Source organism: Cohnella sp. GbtcB17 (assembly GCF_019091135.1).
Classification (GTDB): domain Bacteria; phylum Bacillota; class Bacilli; order Paenibacillales; family Paenibacillaceae; genus Cohnella.
Genome location: NZ_JAGXJW010000067.1, coordinates 24,024 through 44,405 on the forward strand (window position 1 = coordinate 24,024; position 20,382 = coordinate 44,405).

The 20,382-nt window shown below is 62.5% G+C and carries 16 protein-coding genes; 15 read left to right on the top strand and 1 reads right to left on the bottom strand.

The window, feature by feature from the left end; genetic code table 11:
* The first annotated feature begins 78 nt into the window (after positions 1 to 78).
* The 6 genes from KVT38_RS28210 (at position 79) to KVT38_RS28235 (ending at position 7,116) form a co-directional block, all read left to right on the top strand.
* Positions 79 to 2,265 carry a LuxR family transcriptional regulator gene (locus tag KVT38_RS28210; RefSeq protein ID WP_217597082.1) on the top strand — a complete coding sequence of 729 codons (2,187 nt, stop codon included), beginning with the start codon at positions 79 to 81 and terminating at the stop codon, positions 2,263 to 2,265.
* Positions 2,266 to 2,304: 39 nt separating this feature from the next.
* Positions 2,305 to 3,732 (top strand): sensor histidine kinase, encoded by a 1,428-nt coding sequence (locus tag KVT38_RS28215; RefSeq protein WP_217597083.1) that lies wholly within the window; start codon positions 2,305 to 2,307, stop codon positions 3,730 to 3,732.
* The gene (locus KVT38_RS28220) at positions 3,719 to 4,435 is read left to right on the top strand and encodes a response regulator transcription factor (protein WP_217597084.1); all 717 of its coding nucleotides are present in this window, start codon (positions 3,719 to 3,721) and stop codon (positions 4,433 to 4,435) included. The genes KVT38_RS28215 and KVT38_RS28220 overlap by 14 nt, the downstream gene beginning before the upstream one ends.
* A 70-nt stretch (positions 4,436 to 4,505) precedes the next feature.
* Complete coding sequence (locus KVT38_RS28225) at positions 4,506 to 5,243, top strand: YwaF family protein (RefSeq protein WP_217597085.1); 738 nt, start codon at positions 4,506 to 4,508, stop codon at positions 5,241 to 5,243.
* Positions 5,240 to 6,832 carry a DUF2339 domain-containing protein gene (locus KVT38_RS28230; RefSeq protein ID WP_217597086.1) on the top strand — a complete coding sequence of 531 codons (1,593 nt, stop codon included), beginning with the start codon at positions 5,240 to 5,242 and terminating at the stop codon, positions 6,830 to 6,832. The genes KVT38_RS28225 and KVT38_RS28230 overlap by 4 nt, the downstream gene beginning before the upstream one ends.
* A gap of 59 nt (positions 6,833 to 6,891) precedes the next feature.
* Positions 6,892 to 7,116, top strand: a complete 225-nt coding sequence (locus KVT38_RS28235) for a hypothetical protein (protein ID WP_217597087.1) — start codon at positions 6,892 to 6,894, stop codon at positions 7,114 to 7,116.
* 63 nt (positions 7,117 to 7,179) lie between these two features.
* On the opposite strand, the gene KVT38_RS28240 is transcribed toward KVT38_RS28235, so the two are convergent.
* Entirely contained in the window at positions 7,180 to 7,695 is a 516-nt protein-coding gene (locus tag KVT38_RS28240) for a DinB family protein (protein ID WP_217597088.1), read from the bottom strand.
* A gap of 347 nt (positions 7,696 to 8,042) precedes the next feature.
* Here KVT38_RS28240 and KVT38_RS28245 point away from each other — a divergent pair, with 347 nt between their 5' ends.
* From KVT38_RS28245 to pcrA, 9 genes are all read left to right on the top strand, one after another.
* Entirely contained in the window at positions 8,043 to 8,249 is a 207-nt protein-coding gene (locus KVT38_RS28245) for a DUF2759 family protein (RefSeq protein ID WP_217597089.1), read from the top strand.
* A gap of 174 nt (positions 8,250 to 8,423) precedes the next feature.
* Positions 8,424 to 9,545: a S1C family serine protease gene (locus tag KVT38_RS28250; protein WP_254639627.1), complete on the top strand. Its 1,122-nt coding sequence runs from the start codon at positions 8,424 to 8,426 to the stop codon at positions 9,543 to 9,545.
* Between the two features lie 19 nt (positions 9,546 to 9,564).
* Complete coding sequence (locus KVT38_RS28255) at positions 9,565 to 11,475, top strand: stalk domain-containing protein (protein WP_217597091.1); 1,911 nt, start codon at positions 9,565 to 9,567, stop codon at positions 11,473 to 11,475.
* Positions 11,476 to 11,630: 155 nt separating this feature from the next.
* Positions 11,631 to 14,150 (top strand): U32 family peptidase, encoded by a 2,520-nt coding sequence (locus KVT38_RS28260; RefSeq protein WP_217597092.1) that lies wholly within the window; start codon positions 11,631 to 11,633, stop codon positions 14,148 to 14,150.
* A 237-nt stretch (positions 14,151 to 14,387) separates the two neighbouring features.
* On the top strand, positions 14,388 to 15,737 hold the full coding sequence (locus tag KVT38_RS28265) for a UDP-glucose dehydrogenase family protein (RefSeq protein WP_217597093.1): 1,350 nt from the start codon (positions 14,388 to 14,390) through the stop codon (positions 15,735 to 15,737).
* Between the two features lie 21 nt (positions 15,738 to 15,758).
* On the top strand, positions 15,759 to 16,631 hold the full coding sequence (galU, locus tag KVT38_RS28270; protein WP_217597094.1) for a UTP--glucose-1-phosphate uridylyltransferase GalU: 873 nt from the start codon (positions 15,759 to 15,761) through the stop codon (positions 16,629 to 16,631).
* 76 nt (positions 16,632 to 16,707) lie between these two features.
* Positions 16,708 to 16,938, top strand: coding sequence for a hypothetical protein (locus KVT38_RS28275; protein WP_217597095.1), 231 nt, complete (start codon positions 16,708 to 16,710; stop codon positions 16,936 to 16,938).
* Between the two features lie 459 nt (positions 16,939 to 17,397).
* Positions 17,398 to 18,135: a heptaprenylglyceryl phosphate synthase gene (gene pcrB / locus KVT38_RS28280; protein WP_254639628.1), complete on the top strand. Its 738-nt coding sequence runs from the start codon at positions 17,398 to 17,400 to the stop codon at positions 18,133 to 18,135.
* A gap of 63 nt (positions 18,136 to 18,198) precedes the next feature.
* A partial coding sequence (pcrA, locus tag KVT38_RS28285) for a DNA helicase PcrA (RefSeq protein WP_217597096.1) occupies positions 18,199 to 20,382 on the top strand: 2,184 nt, incomplete at its 3' end.

A 20,382-nucleotide genomic window follows, 5' to 3' on the forward strand; every position in this document is an offset into this window, starting at 1 on the left:
GGCCGAGGCGGGAGAGACGCTATCCTTTCGGATACATTGATAGTATACTTTTCGATAAAAAAGGAAGGGGACTTGGGCATGTCGGGAACGATGGGGGAGCGGCTGGCGCGGCTGATGGACGATCACTTCGTCGGCCGTGCCTTCGAGCTCGGATACTTCGCGGATTGGCTCGCCGGAGCGGGAGAGCGCGCGGAACGTCTGCTGAACGTCTACGGCCCGGCCGGCATGGGCAAGTCCTATCTGCTCCGGCAGTACGCGGGCATCGCGAGGCAGGCCGGCTGCGCGGCCGCCGAGGTGCAGATCCGGGACGCGCTGGAGGGGCGTGACGCGTTCGTCCGGCGCTTGCTGGCGGCGCTAGGCGACGAGGCCGCGCCGCTCGCCTCCGGCGACGTTGACGCACCGGGACGCTCGTCGCTGGAGGAGCGTTGCCTTGCAGCCATCGGGGAGCTGGACCGCGCGGGCGGATGCGTGCTGCTGCTCGACGGCTGCGAGTCGCTGGGGAGCCTGGATCACTGGCTTCGGGAGTCGTTTTTTCCGCGCTTGCCGGGACGCTGCTTCATCGTGATGGCGGGCCGGCGGCCGCTCGAGGGTGCCTGGTTGGCGCTTCCGGCCTGGCGACGGCTGATCGTGCGCCTGCCGCTGCGCGAGCTGTCCTACGACGAGATCCGGACGTATCTCGAGCGATGGGGCGTGGCAGACGAAGCCGCGATCGACGGCGTCTGGCTGCGGACGAAGGGACACCCGCTAGCGTTGTCCTTGCTCGCGCCCGAAGGACCGGCGCCCGTGCGCGTCGCGGAGCGGCAGCGGGGCCCGGACTGGCGCGAGCCGGCTGCGCAACCGGACGCCGATCACATGCCCGGGACTTCCGCGCTGGAGCAGGTCTGGGAGGCCTGGCTGGCGGAGGTGGCGGACGAAGCGCTGCTGCAGGCGCTCTATGCGGCGTCTGTCGTGCGCACCTTTAATCTTGAGACGCTGGGCGAGCTGACGGGCGGCACGCTCTCGCCGTCCGCGTTCGCCGAGCTGTGCCGGCTCTCGTTCGTGAGCCGCAGCGGCGGCGGATGGCAGCTTCAGGAGTTCGTCTGGGAGCATCTGCGCGTCCGGCTGCGGGAGACGATGCCGCAGACGTACGCCAGGCTTGAGGCGCGCGCGGCCGCCTATTACCGCAGGCAGATCGAAGCGGAGCTGCAGAGCGGCCGCGGTCTGGGCTCGGCCTGGAGCGAGCTGCTGCGACATGCAGGCAACCCGGTGCTGCGCGCCCACTATCGGCATGCGGCGGACGCCGGCAGCCAGTGGGAGCCAATGCACGCCGGCACGCTCGGCGAGGCGCTCCGCTATATCGCGCGGCGGCGTCAGGGGACGCGCGACTGGAAGGTCGTCTGCGGCGACCCGGACTCGGGCGCCATGTTCCGCTTCGCGCTGCCGCAGACCATCACCCAACGGCGTCTCGCGCACCTCGATCCCGAGCGGCTGCACGCGCTGGCCCCTGGCGCGGTCCGGCTGCTGCGCGACCGCGACGGCCGTGTCGCCGGCATCGCGGCAATCGTACCGATCGACGGCCGCACGCTCGGCGAGCTGTCGGCGCTGCCGGTGTCGCGTGCCTATTTTGCCGCGTGGCCCGAGGACAAGAAGCGCGCGCTCGCGGCCGACCCGGATCGGACGGAGGGGTGGTACGTCTACGCGATGGACGCCGAAACGCTGGAGCGCGATGATCTGCGCAGCGCCATGCTGCAGCCGCTGCTCGAGCTGGCGGCGACGGGAGCGCTGCTCGTCGAGTCGCCGCCGCCGCATGCTTATTACCGGCTGAGCAAGCGCAGCCTGGGCTTTGTCGAAGTGCCCGAAGCCGCGCATGCGGACTACGGGCTCGGAGAGCCGGCCGCGACTTACGAGCTGGATACGCGCGGCGACGGCATGCGGGCGTTTTTGCGCCGTACGGGCGCTTGGGCGGGCGAAGCCGCCGACGATTCGCCGGACGACGGTGTGCCGACCGCCCGAGCGGCCGTCGACGTGCCGTCCGAACCGTTCGCTTCGCCCGAACGGACTGCTGAACAGCATAAGCAGCCGGAACCGCTGACGCCTCGCGAGCACGAAGTCGCCCGGCGGCTCGTCATCGGCGAGACGAACGCGCAGATCGGCGCATCCCTGTTCATCAGCGAGGCGGCCGTGAAGAAGCATGTAAACGCCATGCTGTCCAAGTACGGGCTGCGCAACCGGACGCAGCTGGCCGCCAAACTGCTGGAGGACGGCATCGAAAGCAGCGGCCACTGAGCCGGGATAGATCGGCCACGATGGGAGGAGGAAGCAAGGATGCTGTTCGTATGGCCGGTCTTGTGGGCGGTGGCGCTGTTTTTGCTGGCCGCGGGCTCAGGCTCCTCCGCTTCGCGGCGGCTCGCCGCCGTCTCCTTCTTTGCCGGGACGGGCGCGCTGGCGGCTGTCCTCGATCTGAACATCATTCCCGCGCTGGTTGAGGGCGCCGTCCGCGAAAGCTGGGAGCGGCCGCTTTATCATCTGCAGGCGGCGGCGTCCGTCGCTTCTTACTATGGCGTGCCTTACGCCTTTTTGCTGTTCGCGCTGGCGTTCCGCCCCGTGCGGATGCCTACCGCGCTCCGGCGCGCGCTGCCCTTTGCGCTGTTGGCGCCCATCGCGCTCTGCCTGCTGCTCACGCCGGGGTACACGGAGCGATATCCGATCTCCTTCGATATCGTCGTCTGGTGGGCTGCACCGTACATCTTGTACGGAGCGGCGCATATTTTGCTGCTGAGACCCCGGCGCTCGCCGCTGTCTCCGACCTATTGGATCGTCTGTCTCGCCGTCGTGCCGCCCGTTTTATTTCTCATGGTCATGAGCTATGTGCTGCCCAGCCTCGGCATGCTGCGCATGTGGGTATACAATGCATGGGTAGCCTCACTGGCGGTCGCTGTATTTCTGATCGGCCTGTTCAGCTACGGGTTCATGGGTATCCGCCTGCTCGTCGACCGCCGCCGACTGGACACGACGTGGCGAGCCGTCAATGCGGGCACAGCCATCCTGAACCACGCGATGAAAAATGACGCGGGCAAGCTGCGTCTGTTCGGGGAGAAGACGAAGCGGTACGCGGAAAAAACCGGCCAGTCCGAGCTGCTGCGGGACATCGAGACGATGCTGGCGGCGTCGCTGCACATGCAGGAGATGATCGCCCGCGTTCACCGGCGGACCGGCGATCTGGAGCTGAGGCGGACGAGCGTCCGCCTCGGCGCGCTTGTCCGCGATACGCTTGCGGCGCTGGAGCCGCAGCTCGCCGGAGCGCGGACGCGGCTCGAGCTGCCGGCGCGGGAGTGGCTGGCGGAGGTAGACGCGGCGCAGCTCGGCGAGGCGCTGAACAATATCGTCGCCAATGCGGCGGAGGCGATCAAGGGGCAGGACGGCACTCTGACGGTGAAGCTGTCCGAAGGCCGGCGCGAGCTCGTCATCGAGGTGACGGACACCGGCCTGGGCATGACCCGGAGCCAGCGCGCGCACGCGCTGGAGCCTTTCTACACGACAAAAGGCGGCGGCACCAACTTTGGCTTGGGTCTGCCTTATGCCTATCAGGTCATGCGCAAGCACGGCGGGTCGCTGGCGATTCGGAGCAAGACCGGGCAGGGTACGAGCGTGTATCTGACGTTGCCGCTCCGAAGCGTGCAGGCGCGGCCGGACCGTTCGGCGCCGCCGGCGGCGCAAAACCTAAAGGAGGCGGGGCTGGATGCAAACCGTTAACGTATGGATCGTGGAGGACGACGAGGATTGGCGACGCGGACTGGTCTCTTACCTGAGCGAGGAGCCGGACCTTCGGGTGACGCTGGCGAGCGGCGATCCGGCCCGGGTTCGCGACGCGCTGGGGCGGACGGAGGAGACGGAGGACGCACCGTGGCCGGACGTCGTTCTCATGGACATCATGCTGCACGGCGTGCCCGAGGGCGTCGCGCTGGCGGAGGAAGCGGCCGTCGCCGCGGGCGCGCGGGTCATTATGCTGACGTCGATGGAGGAGAAGGACCTTATTTTGCGCTCCTTCCAGGCCGGTGCCATCGATTATCAACTGAAATCCGACTTCGAGGGACTGCCCGACGCGATTCGCGCCGCAGCCCGGCGCGAGGCGCCGATCAGTCCGGCGGCCGCGGAGCGGATGCGGGAGGAGTTCAGGCGCCTGAAGGCGCTGGAGCGGGAGTTCGAGGTCAAGAAGGTCCAGGACCTGATCACCCCCGCGGAGCTGCAGCTGCTCGAGATGGTCGATCGCGGTTATTCGCAGTCGCAGATCGCAGACAAGCAGTTCATTTCCATCCGCACGGTCAAAAACCATATCAATCACATCCTCCGTAAGCTCGGCGTACCTGGCTCCAAAGAGGCGGCGAAGCAGGTCCGGGAGATGGGCTTGTTCAAGCCGAAGGAAGAGCCGGGACGCCCGCTGGACCCCGGGGAATAAACGGATCGCGATAGCGCCAAGATGGTACCACGTAAAGTTGGTACTATTTTTTTTGCCCTGATTTTCTAAAATGAAGGTGAAGAGAGGGGGAGCGAGCATGACGTTCGAACCGTACGGAGCGTCGCACTGGGCGGCGCTCGGGCTGCTGGCGCTGATCGTCGCGGCGATGTGCGTGCAGCGGCGCGGGCTTCGGGGCTCGAAGCGGGCCAGGCTCGTTCTGGCAGCGGCATCGGCCGCCGTGGAGCTGGCAATGCTGGCCGACCGCACGATCACGCGGGACTGGGATATTTACGCGCTGCCGTTCGAACTGTGCAGCCTCATGATCTGGCTGACCGCGATTATGGTGCTGACCGGCAGCCGGCGGCTGTATGAGGCGACGTTTTTCCTCGGCATCCTTGGCGCGGCCCAGGCGCTGGCGACGCCCGACCTGACGGCGCCGTTTCCGACGTTCGGCTTCGCGCACTTCTTCCTCGGCCACATCCTCATCGTCGTCTCGAACCTGTACATGACGATCGTGGAGGGTTACCGCCCGACGCTGCGGTCCGCCCTGCGCGCCTTCGGCTGGCTTCAGGTGCTTGCGGTGCCCGCCGCCATTGCCGACGCCTTGGCAGGGACCAACTTCATGTTCCTCGCCCGTAAGCCGCCCTCGGCGTCGCTGCTCGACTTGCTCGGCCCGTGGCCCTGGTACCTGCTCGAGCTCGAGGCCGTGGCGCTGGCACTCTGCCTGCTGCTGCTCGGCGCCGTCAAGCTGGCCGATCGCCTTTTCCCAAACGCTATCCCATCTCCCAAGGAGGGTTCACCGTCATGACCGACCATCTGCGCAAGCATTGGACATCCCTGCTCGGCGTCGCGCTCGTATTGACCGCCTTTATCACGCTGTTCCGCTATACGGTCGACCGCGGCTGGATCACCGATCCGATGAAGATCGGCATCGGGCTGCTGGCAGGCATCGGCATCGCGCTGGTCGGCGTTCGAATCGCACTAATGCCGAAGGGGGCCGTCGCCGGCGAGATCGGCATCGGTCTCGGCGCCTGCATTTTGTACGCGACATTCGCTTTCGCCGGCATCGCCTACGACCTGTGGTCGACGATGACCGTGTTCCTCGGCATGATTACCGTTACCGCGCTGGCGATCGCCTACGCCTGGCGATTCGGCTCCCGGCTGCTCATGAGCATCGCCTTGGCCGGCGGCCTGCTGTCGCCGATGCTGATGCTGCCCGAGACCGACCAGGTTTTTGCGCTGTTCCTTTACCTGCTCGTGTTGAACGCCGCCTTTTTCTCGATCAGCATCGCGAAGGGCTGGAGCGAGCTGCGGCCGATAGCTTTCGCCGGCACCTGGGCGCTCTACGCGATCTACTTTTTCTGGTTCGTCCCGTCGACGGACGGCTGGCTCAACATGCCGATCCGGTACGCGCTGGCAGCCTTCCTGTTCTATCATCTCGGTTGCCTGATCGCCAGCATGCGGCTCGGTCGCTGCTTCGACGGATTAAATATGTATCTGAGCCTTGCCAACGGCATCCTGTTCGGCGTATGGGCGCTGATCATCTTGAACGGGGAGCTGGACGGCGGCTATACGCTGCTGTTCATCGGCCTGCTGTTCCTCGCGGCTGCCGCCTTCGTACTCCGGCAATCGGGACGCACGCTCGCCTACGCGGCAAGCCACGGCCTGATCGGCGCGTTGCTCGTGCTGGTCGCCCTTCATCTGCTAGGCAGCGGCCTGGCCGTCAAACCGATGCTGAACGTGTTCCTGTGGTCGGGCGTCGCGATCGCTCTTGCGGCGGCGGGTCGCCTGCAAAAGCGGAAGCATTGGCTGCCGGAGACGCTCTCCATGTCGATCTGGTTCATCGTTGGCGTCTACTGGTTCTCGACGACCTGGACTACGCCTCGTGGCGACTGGTTCGGCGTCTACGTCCCATTCCTGAACTGGGGCGCCGTGTCCTGGCTTCTGCTGGCCGCAATGGGCTTCTACTATGCGACGGCACGGCAGGCGGTGGGCCTCGACGGCGCGGACCGCAAGCTGGTATCGAATGCGCTCGCGCTCGGCGCCCACCTCGTCATCGGCGGCTTGCTGACCGTGCAGATCGCGGGCTTGTTCGACGCTTACGGCTGGGCAAACGGGGAGACGACGCTGCTTCGGCTGGCATTGTCGCTGGCTTGGGGCGTCTACGCCCTGCTGCTGTTCCTTTGGGGCGCGTACCGCAGGGAGCCGCTATTCCGCTGGTTCGGCTCCGGGGTTCTCGTGCTCGTGGCGCTGAAAGCGATGATCCTCGACCTGCAAGGAGAGGAGACGCTGCTCAAAGTACTCGTCCTGCTCGGATTGGGCGGCATTTCGTTCCTGATCACCTGGGTGAACGGAAGATGGGCGCCAGGAGCGGAGAAGGCGGCAAACGGTAGATAATGTGCGGCTTTCGCTTTATAATGCGAGAATAAGATCCGAGGAAGGTGGTCCCCGCCATCGTGGTCAGCGCGCTGTTAACTATCGTTGTCATGCTGCCCGTCGTCGCCCTGGGCTGGTTCGCGTTCGTGCTGGCCGTTCGCCGCGCGGTCGATACTTCCGGGACCTCTCGCAAGCTCGAACAGCTGGCCGAAGAGGTTCGTCTCCTCCGACGGGAGCTTCGCGAGCGGGATGCCGGCTTGCGGAACGGCGAGGCCAAGGGACATCAAGTCGATCGCAGCGTGTAGCCGTTGCCGTAAAAACGAAAAAGCGGGCCTCCTCTCAGAAGGGGAGCCCGCTTTTTCGTTCATTCACTTCAGGTACTTCTCCTCCACGATCCGCAGATGGTGCAGCTCATGGCCGCTGTTGATGCAGGCCAGCGCCCGCACGCTGACGGGATTGTCGTTCGCATGGCCGATCCGCGTCCAGTCCTCGGCTCGCAGCCCGCGCAGCAGCGTGAGCGTCGCTTCTCGAACCGTGCGATAGTCCTCGGCCAGCTGCTGCAGGCTCCAGCTCTCGAACGGTCCGCCCGGTACCAGCTCGTCCTGCTCGTAGCCGGGCAGGTTCGTCTGGTCGCCGCGGGCGATGCGGAGCAGCCGGTAGCTCTGGATGCGCTCATTGTCGCTGATATGGCCGAACACTTGCTTGAGCGACCACTTGCCGGGCGCGTAGCGACTGTTCGCTTGCTCCTCCGTGAGTCCTGCGATCAAGTCGAGCGTGCGCGTTTTTTGCGCCTCCAGAATCTCGATCAGATCGCCTTCGGGGACAAGCGAGATGTACTGGCCTTGGTAGGGCGTGTATTCGTTGGCATTCGGACGTTCGCGCATGGGCGTACAGCCTCCTCGATATAGGGTTGATTAGAGCGTAGTATCGGCCGGCGATCGTGTCAACCCGGCGCAGACGAACGTCGAATTTCAGTCGCGCTTGTTATAAATGTTGGCGGCGCTGGACATTTTATATTTCCGAGAAGGTTCGACGCGGTTGCCCCGGCTCAAGGCGATCATCCGTTCAGAGACGCGCGCCCCACCTCCATATGAAGTAAGGACTGGACGTTAGCGCTTTCGCGATGATTGTGACAAAGTTGTTACGCCGGCAAATTCGGACTTGCAACAAGGGTGCCTTATGGCTAACATAGAGGATACTGGGAAAGTTATGAGATAAGGGAGGACAACCCATGTTTCTCGCAGAAAATGCGGCTGAATCCGCAAGCACGTTCGCGGTATTCGACATTTTCATGGTAGTTATCACGGTTCTGATCGTCGCCGGGCTCGTTCGCCTGTTGAGGCAGCGCCAGAACAAGAACATTTTCGCCATCGGATTCACGGTTGTATCCTTGATCGTTTTCCTGATCGCGGACGTGAAGATGGTCAGCGGCTGGTAAGTTTTACGGCTGCATTCCAACCCATAACTAAGACAAGAGAGCCGGCGCGCGAGCCCGGTTCTCTTTTTTTATACGTTCGACATGAATCGACACAATCTCCGATGTCCCCTTAAGCGGGATTCTGATATGGTAAAAAGGTCATTATTTACGAACGAGAGGCAGTTGGGGAGCGGGTTGTATAAAAAGGTAAACGGCAAAGCGGCGATCGGTGCCGCGTTTTTTTCGTTCGGGCTGCTGTTGGCCGGTTCGGCCACGGCGGCGGCGCCGGTGTCGGGCTCGGTCAGCCTGCCGGTCAAGGTCATCAACGGCGAAGCCTATGTCAAGGCGACGTCCTTAACCGCCGCGCTCGGCGGCACGGGAGCCTACGACAAGGCAAGCCAGACGTATAAGTACACGCCTGCGGACGTGCCGTCCGTTATTAAGCAGGTCGCGCCGAGCGTCGTCGCCATCATCGGCAAGCCCGATGCGGCCGGCGGCCGGTTCGAGCTGGCGCACGGAACGGGCGTCATCATCAAGGAGGATGGGCTGATCGTGACCAACGCCCACGTCGTGCAGGATATGACACGGATCGTCGTCGTCACTGCCGACGGCAAGGAGTACGAAGGCACGCGCAAGCAGATCGACGTCACGAGCGATCTGGCGCTCGTACAGATTAAGGCGAGCGGTCTCAAGCCCGCGAAGTTTGCGGCTTCTCCGCTCAAGGTCACAGTCGGCGAGCCTGCGATCGCGATCGGCACTCCGGTGTCGTTCTCGCTGCGCAATACGGCTACGGTCGGCGTCGTCAGCGGGCTCAACCGGTCGATCTCCGACGACTATAACCTGCTGCAGACGGACGCGGTCATCAATCCGGGCAACAGCGGCGGGCCGCTCGTCAACATGAAGGGCGAGGTCGTCGGCATCAACTCGATGAAGCTCGAGGACGTCGATATCGACAGCATGGGCTTCGCCATTCCGGCGGACACGGTGCAGTACGTGCTGAACCAGTTCGCCAAGTACGGCAAAGTCATGCGCCCTTCCCTCGGCCTGGAGCTTGAGGAGAGCTGGTCCGCCGTCGTCGGCCTGCCGACCGAGGAGCCGATGACCGTCACGTCGGTCGTCTCCGCGGAGGCGCAGGCTGCAGGCTTCAAGGTTGGCGACCAGATTTACGCGGTCGGAGGCAAGCAGATCGCCACGCTCGTCGAGCTTAGCGAGCTGCTCAAGTCTTATTTGCCGGGCGGCAAGATTGCCGTCACGGTACTGGCTGACGGAGATCTCGTGTCCCGTCAAGTCGTTTTGTCCAAGAGTTTGTCTCAATAAAAAGGAGCTAGATGAACTAATGTCCAATTCGAGGACCGTCTTTTCCCCTAAAATGTTCTTGTCTTTCCTGCTCGTCCTGGCGCTCGCCATCTCCTCCGGAACGGCAGCGTTCGCTGCTTCGACCGCAGCGGCCGCGACGACGCAAGTCGTCATCAAGCTGAAGCTGGGCAGCGGTCAGATGACAGTAGACGGCGTTGCTGCGACCGTGCAGCCGCCATTTCAGCAAAAAGGCGTCACCTTTATTCCGCTCAGCGTGCTCACCAAAGGAATCGGCGCGCAGTTGCAGCTGACCGACAACAAAAAGATGACGCTGACGCACAGCGCGAGCCTGAAGGTCGTCATGGCTACCGGCAGCAAGACCGCCTACGTCAACGGCGTTCAAAAGGCGCTGCCCGCAGCGCCGGTCGCCGTCAAAGGCGTCATGATGGTGCCGCTGCGCGCAGCCGAGCTGCTTGGCGCCAAGGTCGCGTTCACGGCGTCGACCAAAGAGATCGTCATCAAAGGTACGCGCGCCGCCGCAGGCGGCGGCAAGGGGACGATCGACACCGACGCAGGCAAGTCCAAGATCGGCGACAGCTATTTCAAGTGGTCGATGAACTACCCGACGGGGCTGGCGCAGAATTATCAGACGGGCACCGGCGACTTCATTTCCTTCCAGGACGTGAAGAAAAACTATTATTTGTCCATTTCCGTCGAAGAAGCGAAGGAAGTGCTCACCGCGAAGGAGCAGCGCGAATACCTCGAAGGTTACATCGACGACGAGACGGTGCTGAACGTCAAGGAAATCACGCTGCCGTCGGGCAAATTCCAGACGATGGTGACCAAAAGTTCCGACGGATTTTATTACGAATACAGAGCCATTCAAGCGAATGACCGATTCTACATTCTCATGTTCGGCAAGTCGGCGAAGGCCGCTTCCGAGCTGACGGCCAACAAGCCGCTGCTGGATAGCTTCGCGCCCCAGTTCGATGCCAAAAACGCAGCGCTGAAGGATCTCAGCAAAGTCAAAGACGGCGTCGTCACTTACAAGGACGCAGACTATGGCCTCACGATCCAGCTTCCTCCGGAGTGGGAAGAGGGCTACGAGGACGGCATCAGTTACTATAATGGCGATGATTCGATTACGTTCGACATCACCTCGCTTAAGGCGGGAGATACGCTGGATGCGTGGGTGAAGCGCCAGATCGGGGCGGTCGACAATCGCCTGACCGACAAGTATAAGGAGCCGGCGGTCGTATCGGATATTATCTGGAACGGCATTCCTGCGAAGCTTGTGAAGTTCTCCTTAACGCAGGACGGCACAACGTGGGTGGATCACTACGAAATTTTTGCAGTCAAGGGCGCTTACAAGTATGATACGGGGTACACATACGAAAGAGATGGCGGATCGAATCAAGCCGACATTCTCGACATGCTTCAAAAGAGCATGAAGGTCGACTTCGCCAAAGTCGAGAAAACCTTCGGTCAAGTGCCGGATGCCGACGATGATATCGATCAGAACAATACTGTAACGAAAACCAGCAAAAAATTCGGCTACAGCATTACTGTCCCGGAAGATTGGACTCAAGCCGGAATGGACATGGAACGAGATACAGTCACGTTCGATGATGCGGGATTTAACTTCGTTATCGTCATGGAAAAAGGCCCGACGATGCAGGGGTATCCGGAAATGATGGAAAAGGCGTATACGTCATCCGGGATCTGGAAGGTCGACAGCCGGACGGACGAAACGTTCGCTGGGGAAAAGGCGGTCAAAATGACGCTCACGCCGATCGTTACTTCCAATACCGGCGGCAAAATTACCGCTTACCTGATAGAGAAAAACGGCGGCATTTATCTCATTCAAGCCGCGATGAGCGACGCGAGCGCGACCGAATTCAACCTGAAGCGTATCGAAGAGGCGTTCAAATCGTTCAAATTCAACGATTGATTGCCGACTAACGTACCGAGGCGGCCAACTCCCTTTATAACGGGGCTGGCCGCCTTTTTGCGCGCCCGCCGCCATTTTCCTTTGGTCCGAGCGCCTCGCTTTGCTATACTGATAGAGAGAACGCCGCCTTGAGGCGGCATGGAGGTTAAGCATACATGAGCGATCAAGCCGCGGTGCGGCGTGAAGATATAGAGCTGTTGGCTCCCGCCGGAGACTGGGAATGCATGCGTGCGGCCGTCGCGAATGGCGCGGACGCGATCTTTTTCGGTGTGGAAAAATTTAATGCGCGGGCGCGCGCGAACAACTTCAAGATGGACGAGCTGCCGGAGATCATGGCGTTCCTCCACAGGTACGGCGTCAAAGGCTTTCTCACGTTTAATATCCTCGTGTTCGAGGACGAGCTGAAAAACGCGCAGGAGCTCGTCGAAGCTTGCATCGACGCCGGCGTGGATGCGGTCATCGTGCAGGATCTCGGTCTCGTCAAGCTGATCCGCGAGATCTCGCCGGACTTCCCGATTCACGGCTCGACGCAAATGACGATCACCTCCCCGGAGGCGGTCGAGTTCACGAAGCCGTTCGGCATGGAGCGGGTCGTGCTCGGACGCGAGAACAACCTGAAGCAAATTGCCAAGATCGGCGAGCAGGCGAAGCTGCCGATGGAGGTTTTTGTGCACGGCGCCTTGTGCGTCTCGTATTCGGGGCAGTGCCTGACGAGCGAGATGTGGGGCGGACGCTCCGCGAACCGCGGCGAATGCGCGCAAGCCTGCCGCCTGCCGTACGATCTGATGGTCGACGGCGAGCACAAGCCGATGGGCAATATCGCCTATCTGCTGTCGCCCAAGGATCTGGCCGCCATCGACATCATGCCGGAGCTGATCGAAGCGGGCGTCACATCGTTCAAGATCGAGGGCCGGCTCAAAAGCCCGGAGTACGTCGCCAACGTCGTGAGCAAGTACCGCAGCGCCATCGACAAACACTTCGCGGGACAGGATGCCAGGCCGTCGGCGGAGGAGATCCGCGAGCTGCAGCAGAGCTTCTCGCGCGGCTTTACGCACGGCTTCCTTGAGGGCACGAACAACAAGCAGCTCGTCGAGGGCACCTTTCCGAAAAGCCGGGGCGTGTATCTGGGCCGCGTAGAGCGGCTGACGCGCGACAGCGTCGTGTGCCTGCTCGAGGCGCCGCTCAAGCGCGGCGACGGTCTCGTCTTCGACGCCGGCGACCCGACGAAGAAGGAAGAGGGCGGACGCGTGTACGATCTGCGCCGCGGCAAGATCAAGATCGAGGGCGAGGTCGCGCAGGGCGGCGAGATCGAGATCGTGATGGGTCGCAATGACGTCGACCTGACCAAGCTCCACGTCGGCGACCGCATCTGGAAGACGAGCGATCCTGCGCTTGACCGCCGTCTCCGCACGACGTTCGAGACGGACAAGCCGTATCGCACGTTCCCGGTGTCCGTCACCGTCTCCGGCCGCGAAGGCGAGCCGCTCCGCACGATCTGGACCGACGCACAGAAAAATACGACCGTCGTCGTCCAGTCCGAGATGCCGCTCGAGCGCGCGATGAACCGGCCGCTAGGCCGCGAAGTGCTCGAGGAGCAGCTCGGCCGCCTCGGCGGCTCGCTGTATCATCTCGGCGAGCTGACCGTGTCGCTCGAAGGCGAGGTCATCGTGCCGAAGAGCGAGCTGAACCGCATCCGCCGCGAAGCGGTGCTGCAGCTCGAGCCGCTCCGCGACCGACCGCCGGTCTACGTCAAGCGCGATGTCGACGCCTACGGCGACGCGCCGCACCCGGCGCCGTCCGTGCTCGAGACCGGCGGCGGCCGGCTAACCGTCCTGTGTCGGACGCTCGAGCAGGTGCAGGCGGCCGTCGAGACCGACGCCGCGATAATTTACGCGGACTTCGAATTCATCAAGCAGTTTCCCGACGCGATCGCGGTCTGCCGAGCGGCGGGCAAGCCGATTGCGCTGGCGACGCCGCGTATCCACATGCCCGGCGAGAACGGCTACCACCGCAACATCCTGAAGCTGGCGCCGGACGCGGTACTCGTGCGCAATACGGGGGCGCTCTATTTTTACCTGAAGGAACGGATGGAAAATCCGGGCGCCAAGCACCCGACGCTCATCGGGGATTTCTCGCTGAACGTGGCGAATCACAAGACGGTCGAGCTGTTCCGCGAGGCGGGTCTCGACTGGGTGACGCCGTCCTACGACCTGAACGTCCAGCAGATGGTGGATATGCTGCGCCTGTCGGACACGTCGCGGCTCGAGCTCGTCATCCACCAGCATCTGCCGATGTTCCATACGGAGCACTGCGTCTACTGCACGTTCATGAGCGAGGGCACGAACTTCACGAACTGCGGCCGTCCCTGCGAGGAATCCCGCGCGTCGCTGCGCGACCGGATCGGCTTCTCGCACCCCGTACGGGTGGACGAAGGCTGCCGCAACACGGTGTACAATGCGATCGAGCAGTCGGGCGCGGAGTACCTGACGACGTTCCAGGAGCTGGGCGTGCCGTCTTACCGGGTCGAATTCCTCGAAGAGGACGCCGCGAAGGTGCGCGAAGTGCTGTCGCTATATCGGGCGGCCATGCAGGGCCGGATCGGCGGCACCGAGGTGTGGAAGAAGCTGAAGGCGATCAACCAGCTCGGCGTGACGCGCGGGCAATTGGTTAAGTAACACAGGCTAAGAAGCCGCTTCATCCTTTGGGATGGGCGGCTTTTCGGCTTCTTTTTGGCTTATTCGGCTTTTTCGACGTTATGCAGGCGGGCGCAGGATTTGACGCTTGTCGTTTTTTGACGTCCGAACTGTTAGCGCCGAATCGATTTTACATTCCGTTAACCTGAAGCGCATCCAGACATGAGGTCCCATTGATACAATGTACGGACGACGTTGGAATCCAAGGAGGGACCTTTTATGAAAATCGCGGTTGTAGGAGCGGGAATCGTAGGATTGACGACGGCGGCCGGATTCGCGGATTTGGGACACCAGGTCTATTGCTGCGATACGGACGGCGATAAAATAGAGCGAATCTCGGACGGCAGAATTCCCTATTGGGAGCCCGGTCTTGTCGAGCTGGTCAAGCGGGGGCAGGAGGCAGGACGGCTTGCTTTCGGCGCCGGCGCGTCGCCTGCCGTCGGCGAAGCCGAGGTGGTATTTCTCGCTGTCGGAACGCCTGCAACGGATGACGGGGAGATTCTGCTCGCCCAGCTATGGGAAGCTGCGGACCTGATCGGGCCGCGGACCGACGGAGCGCGCAGGTTGATCGCCGTTCACAGCACTGTGCCGGTGGGTACGGCCGAGCGGCTGGAAGCGCGTCTTCGGGCGAGACTGCCGTCGGAGTCAGGCGCCGACGTCGTGTCCGTGCCCGATTTTTTGCGTGAAGGCCATGCGGTGCGGGACTTCTTCGAGCCCCCGCGCGTCGTCGTCGGTTCGGCGACGCATGAGGCGGCCGAGTCGATGGATCGGCTGTACCGGAGGCTCTCCACGACCGTCGTTCATACGGACCGCCGAAGCGCGGAGCTCGCTAAGCTCGCGTCCAATGCGGCGCTGGCGATCAAAATCTCCTTCGCCAACGAGATGGCGGCCCTCTCGGAGCAGACCGGCGCCGACTACCCGGATATCGCCCGCATCATGGGGCTGGATCCGCGCATCGGCCCGCACTTTCTGGGCGCCGGCCTTGGCTTCGGGGGCGCCTGCCTGCCGAAGGACGCGCGTGCGCTCGTCCGTCTGGCGAGCGAGGCCGGCGCGCCGCAGACAGTCGCTACGGCGGCCATCCGCGCCAACGCCGTTCTGCCGCAGCGCATGGCGCGCAAGCTGGAGGCGGCGCTCAGCGGCCTGTCGCGGCGCCGCGTGGCGCTGCTCGGGCTCGCCTTCAAGCCCGGCACGTCCGAGCTGCGCGAGGCGCCGTCGCTGCGCCTGATCGCCGAGCTGAAGAAGCGTTATCCCGGCATCGCGCTGGCGGCCTACGACCCGGCCGTCGACGTCGGGATGAAGCGGCAGCTGCCCGCCGGAGTCGGGCTGTACGGCTCCGCCGAAGAGGCGCTGCGCGGCGCGGACGCCGCGATCGTCGTGACAGAATGGCCGGAGATTCGCAAAATATCGGCAGAAGACTACAAAAGCTGGATGAGCAGGCCTATAATATTAGATGGACGCAACTGCCTGGATGCGCACGCGCTGAACGCGCAAGGCGTCGTATGCATCGGAGTCGGGCGTCTGCCGGCCGCGCCGCAAGGAATTCCGGCGTATCAAGGACGGCACGCATAATATAGAGAGGATGCCTGTCTTATGAAAGTCCGCAAGGCCATTATTCCCGCAGCCGGTCTCGGCACCCGCTTTCTTCCCGCGCCGAAGGCGCTGCCCAAAGAGATGCTGCCGATTATCGACAAGCCCGGCATTCAATATATCGTCGAAGAAGCCGTCGCCTCGGGCATCGAGGACATTATCATCGTGACCGGCAAGGGCAAGCGGGCCATCGAGGATCACTTCGACAGCTATTACGAGCTTGAGGAGAACCTGCGCCAAAAGGGCAAGCTCGACTTGCTGTCCGAGGTGCAGCGCGCTTCGGATCTGATCGATATTCATTATATTCGGCAAAAGGAAGCGAAGGGTCTCGGCCATGCGATCTGGTGCGCGCGCAACTTCATCGGCGACGAGCCGTTCGCCGTTCTGCTCGGGGACGATATCGTCCGCTCCGAGACACCGTGCCTGAAGCAAATGATGGACGTGTACGACAAGGTGGAGAGCAGCGTGCTGGCCGTCAAGCGCGTGCCCGAGGACGAGATCTCCCGCTACGGCATCGTCGACCCGGCCGACGGGGCCGATCTGAGTCTGGACATCGTCCCGGTTCGCGGCGTCGTGGAGAAGCCTGCGGCGGAACGCGCACCCTCCAACATCGCGATCATGGGCCGATACATATTAACGCCGGCCATCTTCAACCTGCTTGAGACGCAGGACACCGGCGCGGGCGGCGAGATTCAGCTGACGGACGCGATCTTCCGTTTGCTGCAGCAGGAGTCGGTGTACGCGTACGCTTTCGAAGGCGATCGGTACGATACCGGCGAGAAGCTCGGGTACCTGAAGACCATCGTGGATTTTGCGCTCCAGCGTCCGGATCTGGGCGACGCGTTCAAGGCTTATTTGGAGAGCAAGCTTAAATAACGTTGCGTGAAGCACACGCCGCTATTCCTTCGGGGATGGCGGCTTTTTATTTTTCATTTTTTGGGAGGCGGTTCAAATGGCAAGGGAGAAGAATGGCAACGCAGTGGAAATCGTTCAGGCTTTTATCGAAAAGCAAAGGAAGTCGGCGAGCGGACAACGGCTCGAGATGCTTCAGCGCGACCTGAGCGGTACGATCAAGCTTCTGACCGACATCTTGCTGCCCGTTTTTGGCACGCTCGACGGCTTTCATTTGGAGTATGAGATCGTTGGCACGAACGGCGTCAAACTCTACGCAGGTACAAATTGACTAGCAAAGGAAGTGAGCTATTAAGAGGGTGAGGGTAAACATTGGTTGGTGGACGGGTGATGAGTAAGCGAGTTGTGCGGCGGTATCGCATAATTCGGCACTGTGGAGCATCGAAGGCATGAGTTGTGCGACGGCATCGCATAATTCGGCACTATGGGGCGGCAAAGGCACGAGTTGTGCGGCGGTGTCGCATAATTCGGCAATGTGTAGCGTCGAGGGCACGAGTTGTGCGGCGGTATCGCATAATTCGGCAGCTTGGAGCGTCGAAGGCACGAGTTATACGACGGTATCGCATAATTCGGCAGCGTGGAGCGTCGAAGGCACGAGTTGTGCGGCGAAATCGTATTACTCAGCCCCGGCTCGCGCGCTCCAGTATTTTGAGTATCGAAAACCCTGCCGTTCGCCTTCCTTCATGACCCGATTTCCTGTAGACTAGGGGTAAACGCCGTGGAGGAACGCATGATCGCATTTTCGGATATGTACGCCGCGTGGCGGCACGTGTTTAAGCTGGATCCGGATCGCGCGATATCCGACGAGGCGCTGGAGCGGATCTGCTTGTCCGGCACGGACGGCATACTGGTCGGCGGGTCGAGCGGCGTCACCTACGACAATACGGTGGACCTCTTGGCGCGCATTCGCCGCTACGAGGTGCCGTGCGCGCTGGAGCTGACCGGCGCCGACAGCGCCGTTCCGGGCTTCGACGGCTATTTGGTGCCGATGGTGCTGAACGCCGGGCGGACGGATTGGATCGTCGGCCGGCAGGCGGAGGCGTTGGCCGAGTACGGCGCGTTCATGCCTTGGGAGCTTACCGCAGGCCAAGCCTACTTGATCCTGAACGGCGCGTGCACCGCGGCGCAAGTGACCGAAGCGCGCACGGCGCTCACTGCGGACGAGGTGCTGGCTTACGCCCAACTGGCCGACCGGCTCTGGCGCGTGCCGGTGCTGTACCTGGAGTACAGCGGCGCGTTCGGCGACATGGAGCTGGTCCGCCAGGTTCGCGACCGACTGACGCAGGCGCGCCTGTTCTACGGCGGAGGCATCTCCACGCCCGAGCAGGCAAGGGCGGCCGCGGAGTCCGCACATACGATCGTCGTCGGCAACGTCATCTACGTTGATCTGCCGGCGGCGCTTGCGACCGTCGACGCGGCGAAGCGCGCGATCGGCGCGGGCGGTTCGGCCCGAAGTCCTGGGGACTGACCGCCTGCGCGGCGAGGCGAATGGACGCCTCCCACAAGCTACAAGCAAAGGAGCGTTATCATCATGTTTTTTGAACCGGCCCAACCGTCGTCCGAGACGACGTTTAATATCGACGAAGCCGTGAACCGGCTGAATCCGAAGCAACGCGAGGCGGCCGTCGCCACCGACGGACCGCTACTCATCATGGCCGGCGCGGGCAGCGGCAAGACGCGGGTGCTCACGCACCGCATCGCCTACCTGATCGCCAAGCGCATCGCGGCGCCGTGGAGCATTCTCGCGATCACCTTTACGAATAAGGCGGCGCGCGAGATGCAGGACCGCGTTTCCAAGCTGATCGGCGCGAGCGGGCGCGACGTATGGGTGAGCACGTTTCACTCGATGAGCGTGCGCATTCTGCGGCGTGACATCGAGCGGATCGGCTTCGGCTCCAACTTCAGCATCCTGGACTCGGCGGACCAATTGTCCGTCATCCGGGGCGTCATGAAGGAGCAGAACATTGACACGAAGAAGTTCGAGCCCAAAGCGGTGCAGGCGATGATCAGCGGCGCCAAAAACGAGCTGCTGTCGCCGGAGCAATACGAGGCGCGCGCGGGCGACTATTTTCAGACGATCGCGGCCAAGGTGTATACGCAGTATCAGCGCCGCCTGAAGGCGAACAACTCGCTCGACTTCGACGATCTCATTTTGCTCACGATCCAGCTGTTCCGCGAAGTGCCCGAAGTGCTCGAGTTTTATCAGAACAAGTTCCGCTTCATCCATGTCGACGAATACCAGGACACCAACAAGGCGCAGTACATGATCTGCAAAATGCTCGCCGCGAAGCACCACAACATCTGCGTCGTCGGCGACAGCGACCAGTCGATCTATCGCTGGCGGGGCGCGGACATCACAAACATTCTCAACTTCGAGGCCGACTATCCCGAAGCGCGCACCATTTTGCTGGAGCAGAACTATCGCTCGACCTCCAACATCCTGGAGGCGGCCAACCAGGTCATCAAGAACAATATGGGCCGCAAGCCCAAGAACCTGTGGACCGACAGCCCCGGCGGCGAAAAGATTACGGTCTACCAAGGCGATTCGGAGCATGGGGAAGGCTACTTCGTCGCGGGCGAGATCCGAAAGAACAGGCAGAACGGCCGCCGTTACGACCATCATGCGATTCTATACCGTACGAACGCCATGTCACGGGTGATGGAAGAAATATTGATCAAATCCGAGATTCCGTATCAGATCGTCGGCGGCACCAAGGTCTACGACCGCAAGGAAATCAAGGACATTCTGGCTTATCTGCGACTCATCTCCAACCCGGACGACGATATTAGCCTCAACCGTATCATTAACGTCCCCAAGCGCGCGCTGGGCGATACGACGATGGGGAAGGTCCAGGAGGAGGCGCAGCGCCAAGGCATCTCCATCTACAAGCTGATCAGCCAGGGCGAAGGACTGCTGGGCGACGGTTTGTACCATCTGGACATTCAGTCGCGCGCCAAGGCGGCGCTCTCCGAGTTCAGCGCGCTGATCGCCAATCTGACTGCGATGGTCGAGTATTTGTCCGTGACTGAATTAACGGAGAAAATGCTGGAGATGTCCGGCTATCGCATGGAGCTGCAGCGGGAGAATACGATCGAGTCGCAGGCGCGGCTGGAGAACATCGAGGAATTTCTGTCCGTCACCCAGGAGTTCGAGAACCGCAACGAGGATAAGTCGCTTGTCGCCTTCCTGACCGATCTCGCGCTGATCGCGGACATCGATTCGATGGGAGACGACGAGGACGCCAAGGAAAAAGGCGACGCCGTCGTGCTCATGACGATGCACAGCGCCAAGGGGCTCGAGTTCCCGGTCGTGTTCATCGTCGGCATGGAGGAGGGGATTTTCCCCGGCAGCCGTGCGTTCATGGACAACGACGAGATGGAGGAGGAGCGGCGGCTCGCCTATGTCGGCATCACGCGGGCGGAGAAGAAGCTGTACCTGACCTGCGCGCAGAGCCGCTTGCTTTACGGACGCACGGCGGCCAATGCGCCGTCGCGCTTCCTGGAGGAGATTCCGGACAATCTGAAGGAATCGGTGGAAATGAGGGGCGGGCGCATCGGCGGCTCGTTCGGCGGGTTCGGCTCGCGCCTGGGCGGCGGACGCAGTCAGGGTGCGGGCGGTTATGGCGGCGGCAGCTTCGGCGGCGCAGGGGCGCAGCCGGGCTTTGGCGCGCGGCCGCAGGCCGGCGGGTTCGGCGGAGCCGCGGGCGGCGGCTTC

What these genes read in the sequence shown, in the direction of transcription:
- KVT38_RS28210 (WP_217597082.1), top strand. Translation starts at nt 79, where the DNA reads ATGTCGGGAACGATGGGGGAGCGGCTGGCGCGGCTGATGGACGATCAC.
- KVT38_RS28215 (WP_217597083.1), top strand. Translation starts at nt 2,305, where the DNA reads ATGCTGTTCGTATGGCCGGTCTTGTGGGCGGTGGCGCTGTTTTTGCTG.
- KVT38_RS28220 (WP_217597084.1), top strand. Translation starts at nt 3,719, where the DNA reads ATGCAAACCGTTAACGTATGGATCGTGGAGGACGACGAGGATTGGCGA.
- KVT38_RS28225 (WP_217597085.1), top strand. Translation starts at nt 4,506, where the DNA reads ATGAAGGTGAAGAGAGGGGGAGCGAGCATGACGTTCGAACCGTACGGA.
- KVT38_RS28230 (WP_217597086.1), top strand. Translation starts at nt 5,240, where the DNA reads ATGACCGACCATCTGCGCAAGCATTGGACATCCCTGCTCGGCGTCGCG.
- KVT38_RS28240 (WP_217597088.1), bottom strand. Translation starts at nt 7,695, where the DNA reads ATGCGCGAACGTCCGAATGCCAACGAATACACGCCCTACCAAGGCCAG.
- KVT38_RS28245 (WP_217597089.1), top strand. Translation starts at nt 8,043, where the DNA reads ATGTTTCTCGCAGAAAATGCGGCTGAATCCGCAAGCACGTTCGCGGTA.
- KVT38_RS28255 (WP_217597091.1), top strand. Translation starts at nt 9,565, where the DNA reads ATGTCCAATTCGAGGACCGTCTTTTCCCCTAAAATGTTCTTGTCTTTC.
- KVT38_RS28260 (WP_217597092.1), top strand. Translation starts at nt 11,631, where the DNA reads ATGAGCGATCAAGCCGCGGTGCGGCGTGAAGATATAGAGCTGTTGGCT.
- KVT38_RS28265 (WP_217597093.1), top strand. Translation starts at nt 14,388, where the DNA reads ATGAAAATCGCGGTTGTAGGAGCGGGAATCGTAGGATTGACGACGGCG.
- galU (WP_217597094.1), top strand. Translation starts at nt 15,759, where the DNA reads ATGAAAGTCCGCAAGGCCATTATTCCCGCAGCCGGTCTCGGCACCCGC.
- KVT38_RS28275 (WP_217597095.1), top strand. Translation starts at nt 16,708, where the DNA reads ATGGCAAGGGAGAAGAATGGCAACGCAGTGGAAATCGTTCAGGCTTTT.
- pcrB (WP_254639628.1), top strand. Translation starts at nt 17,398, where the DNA reads ATGATCGCATTTTCGGATATGTACGCCGCGTGGCGGCACGTGTTTAAG.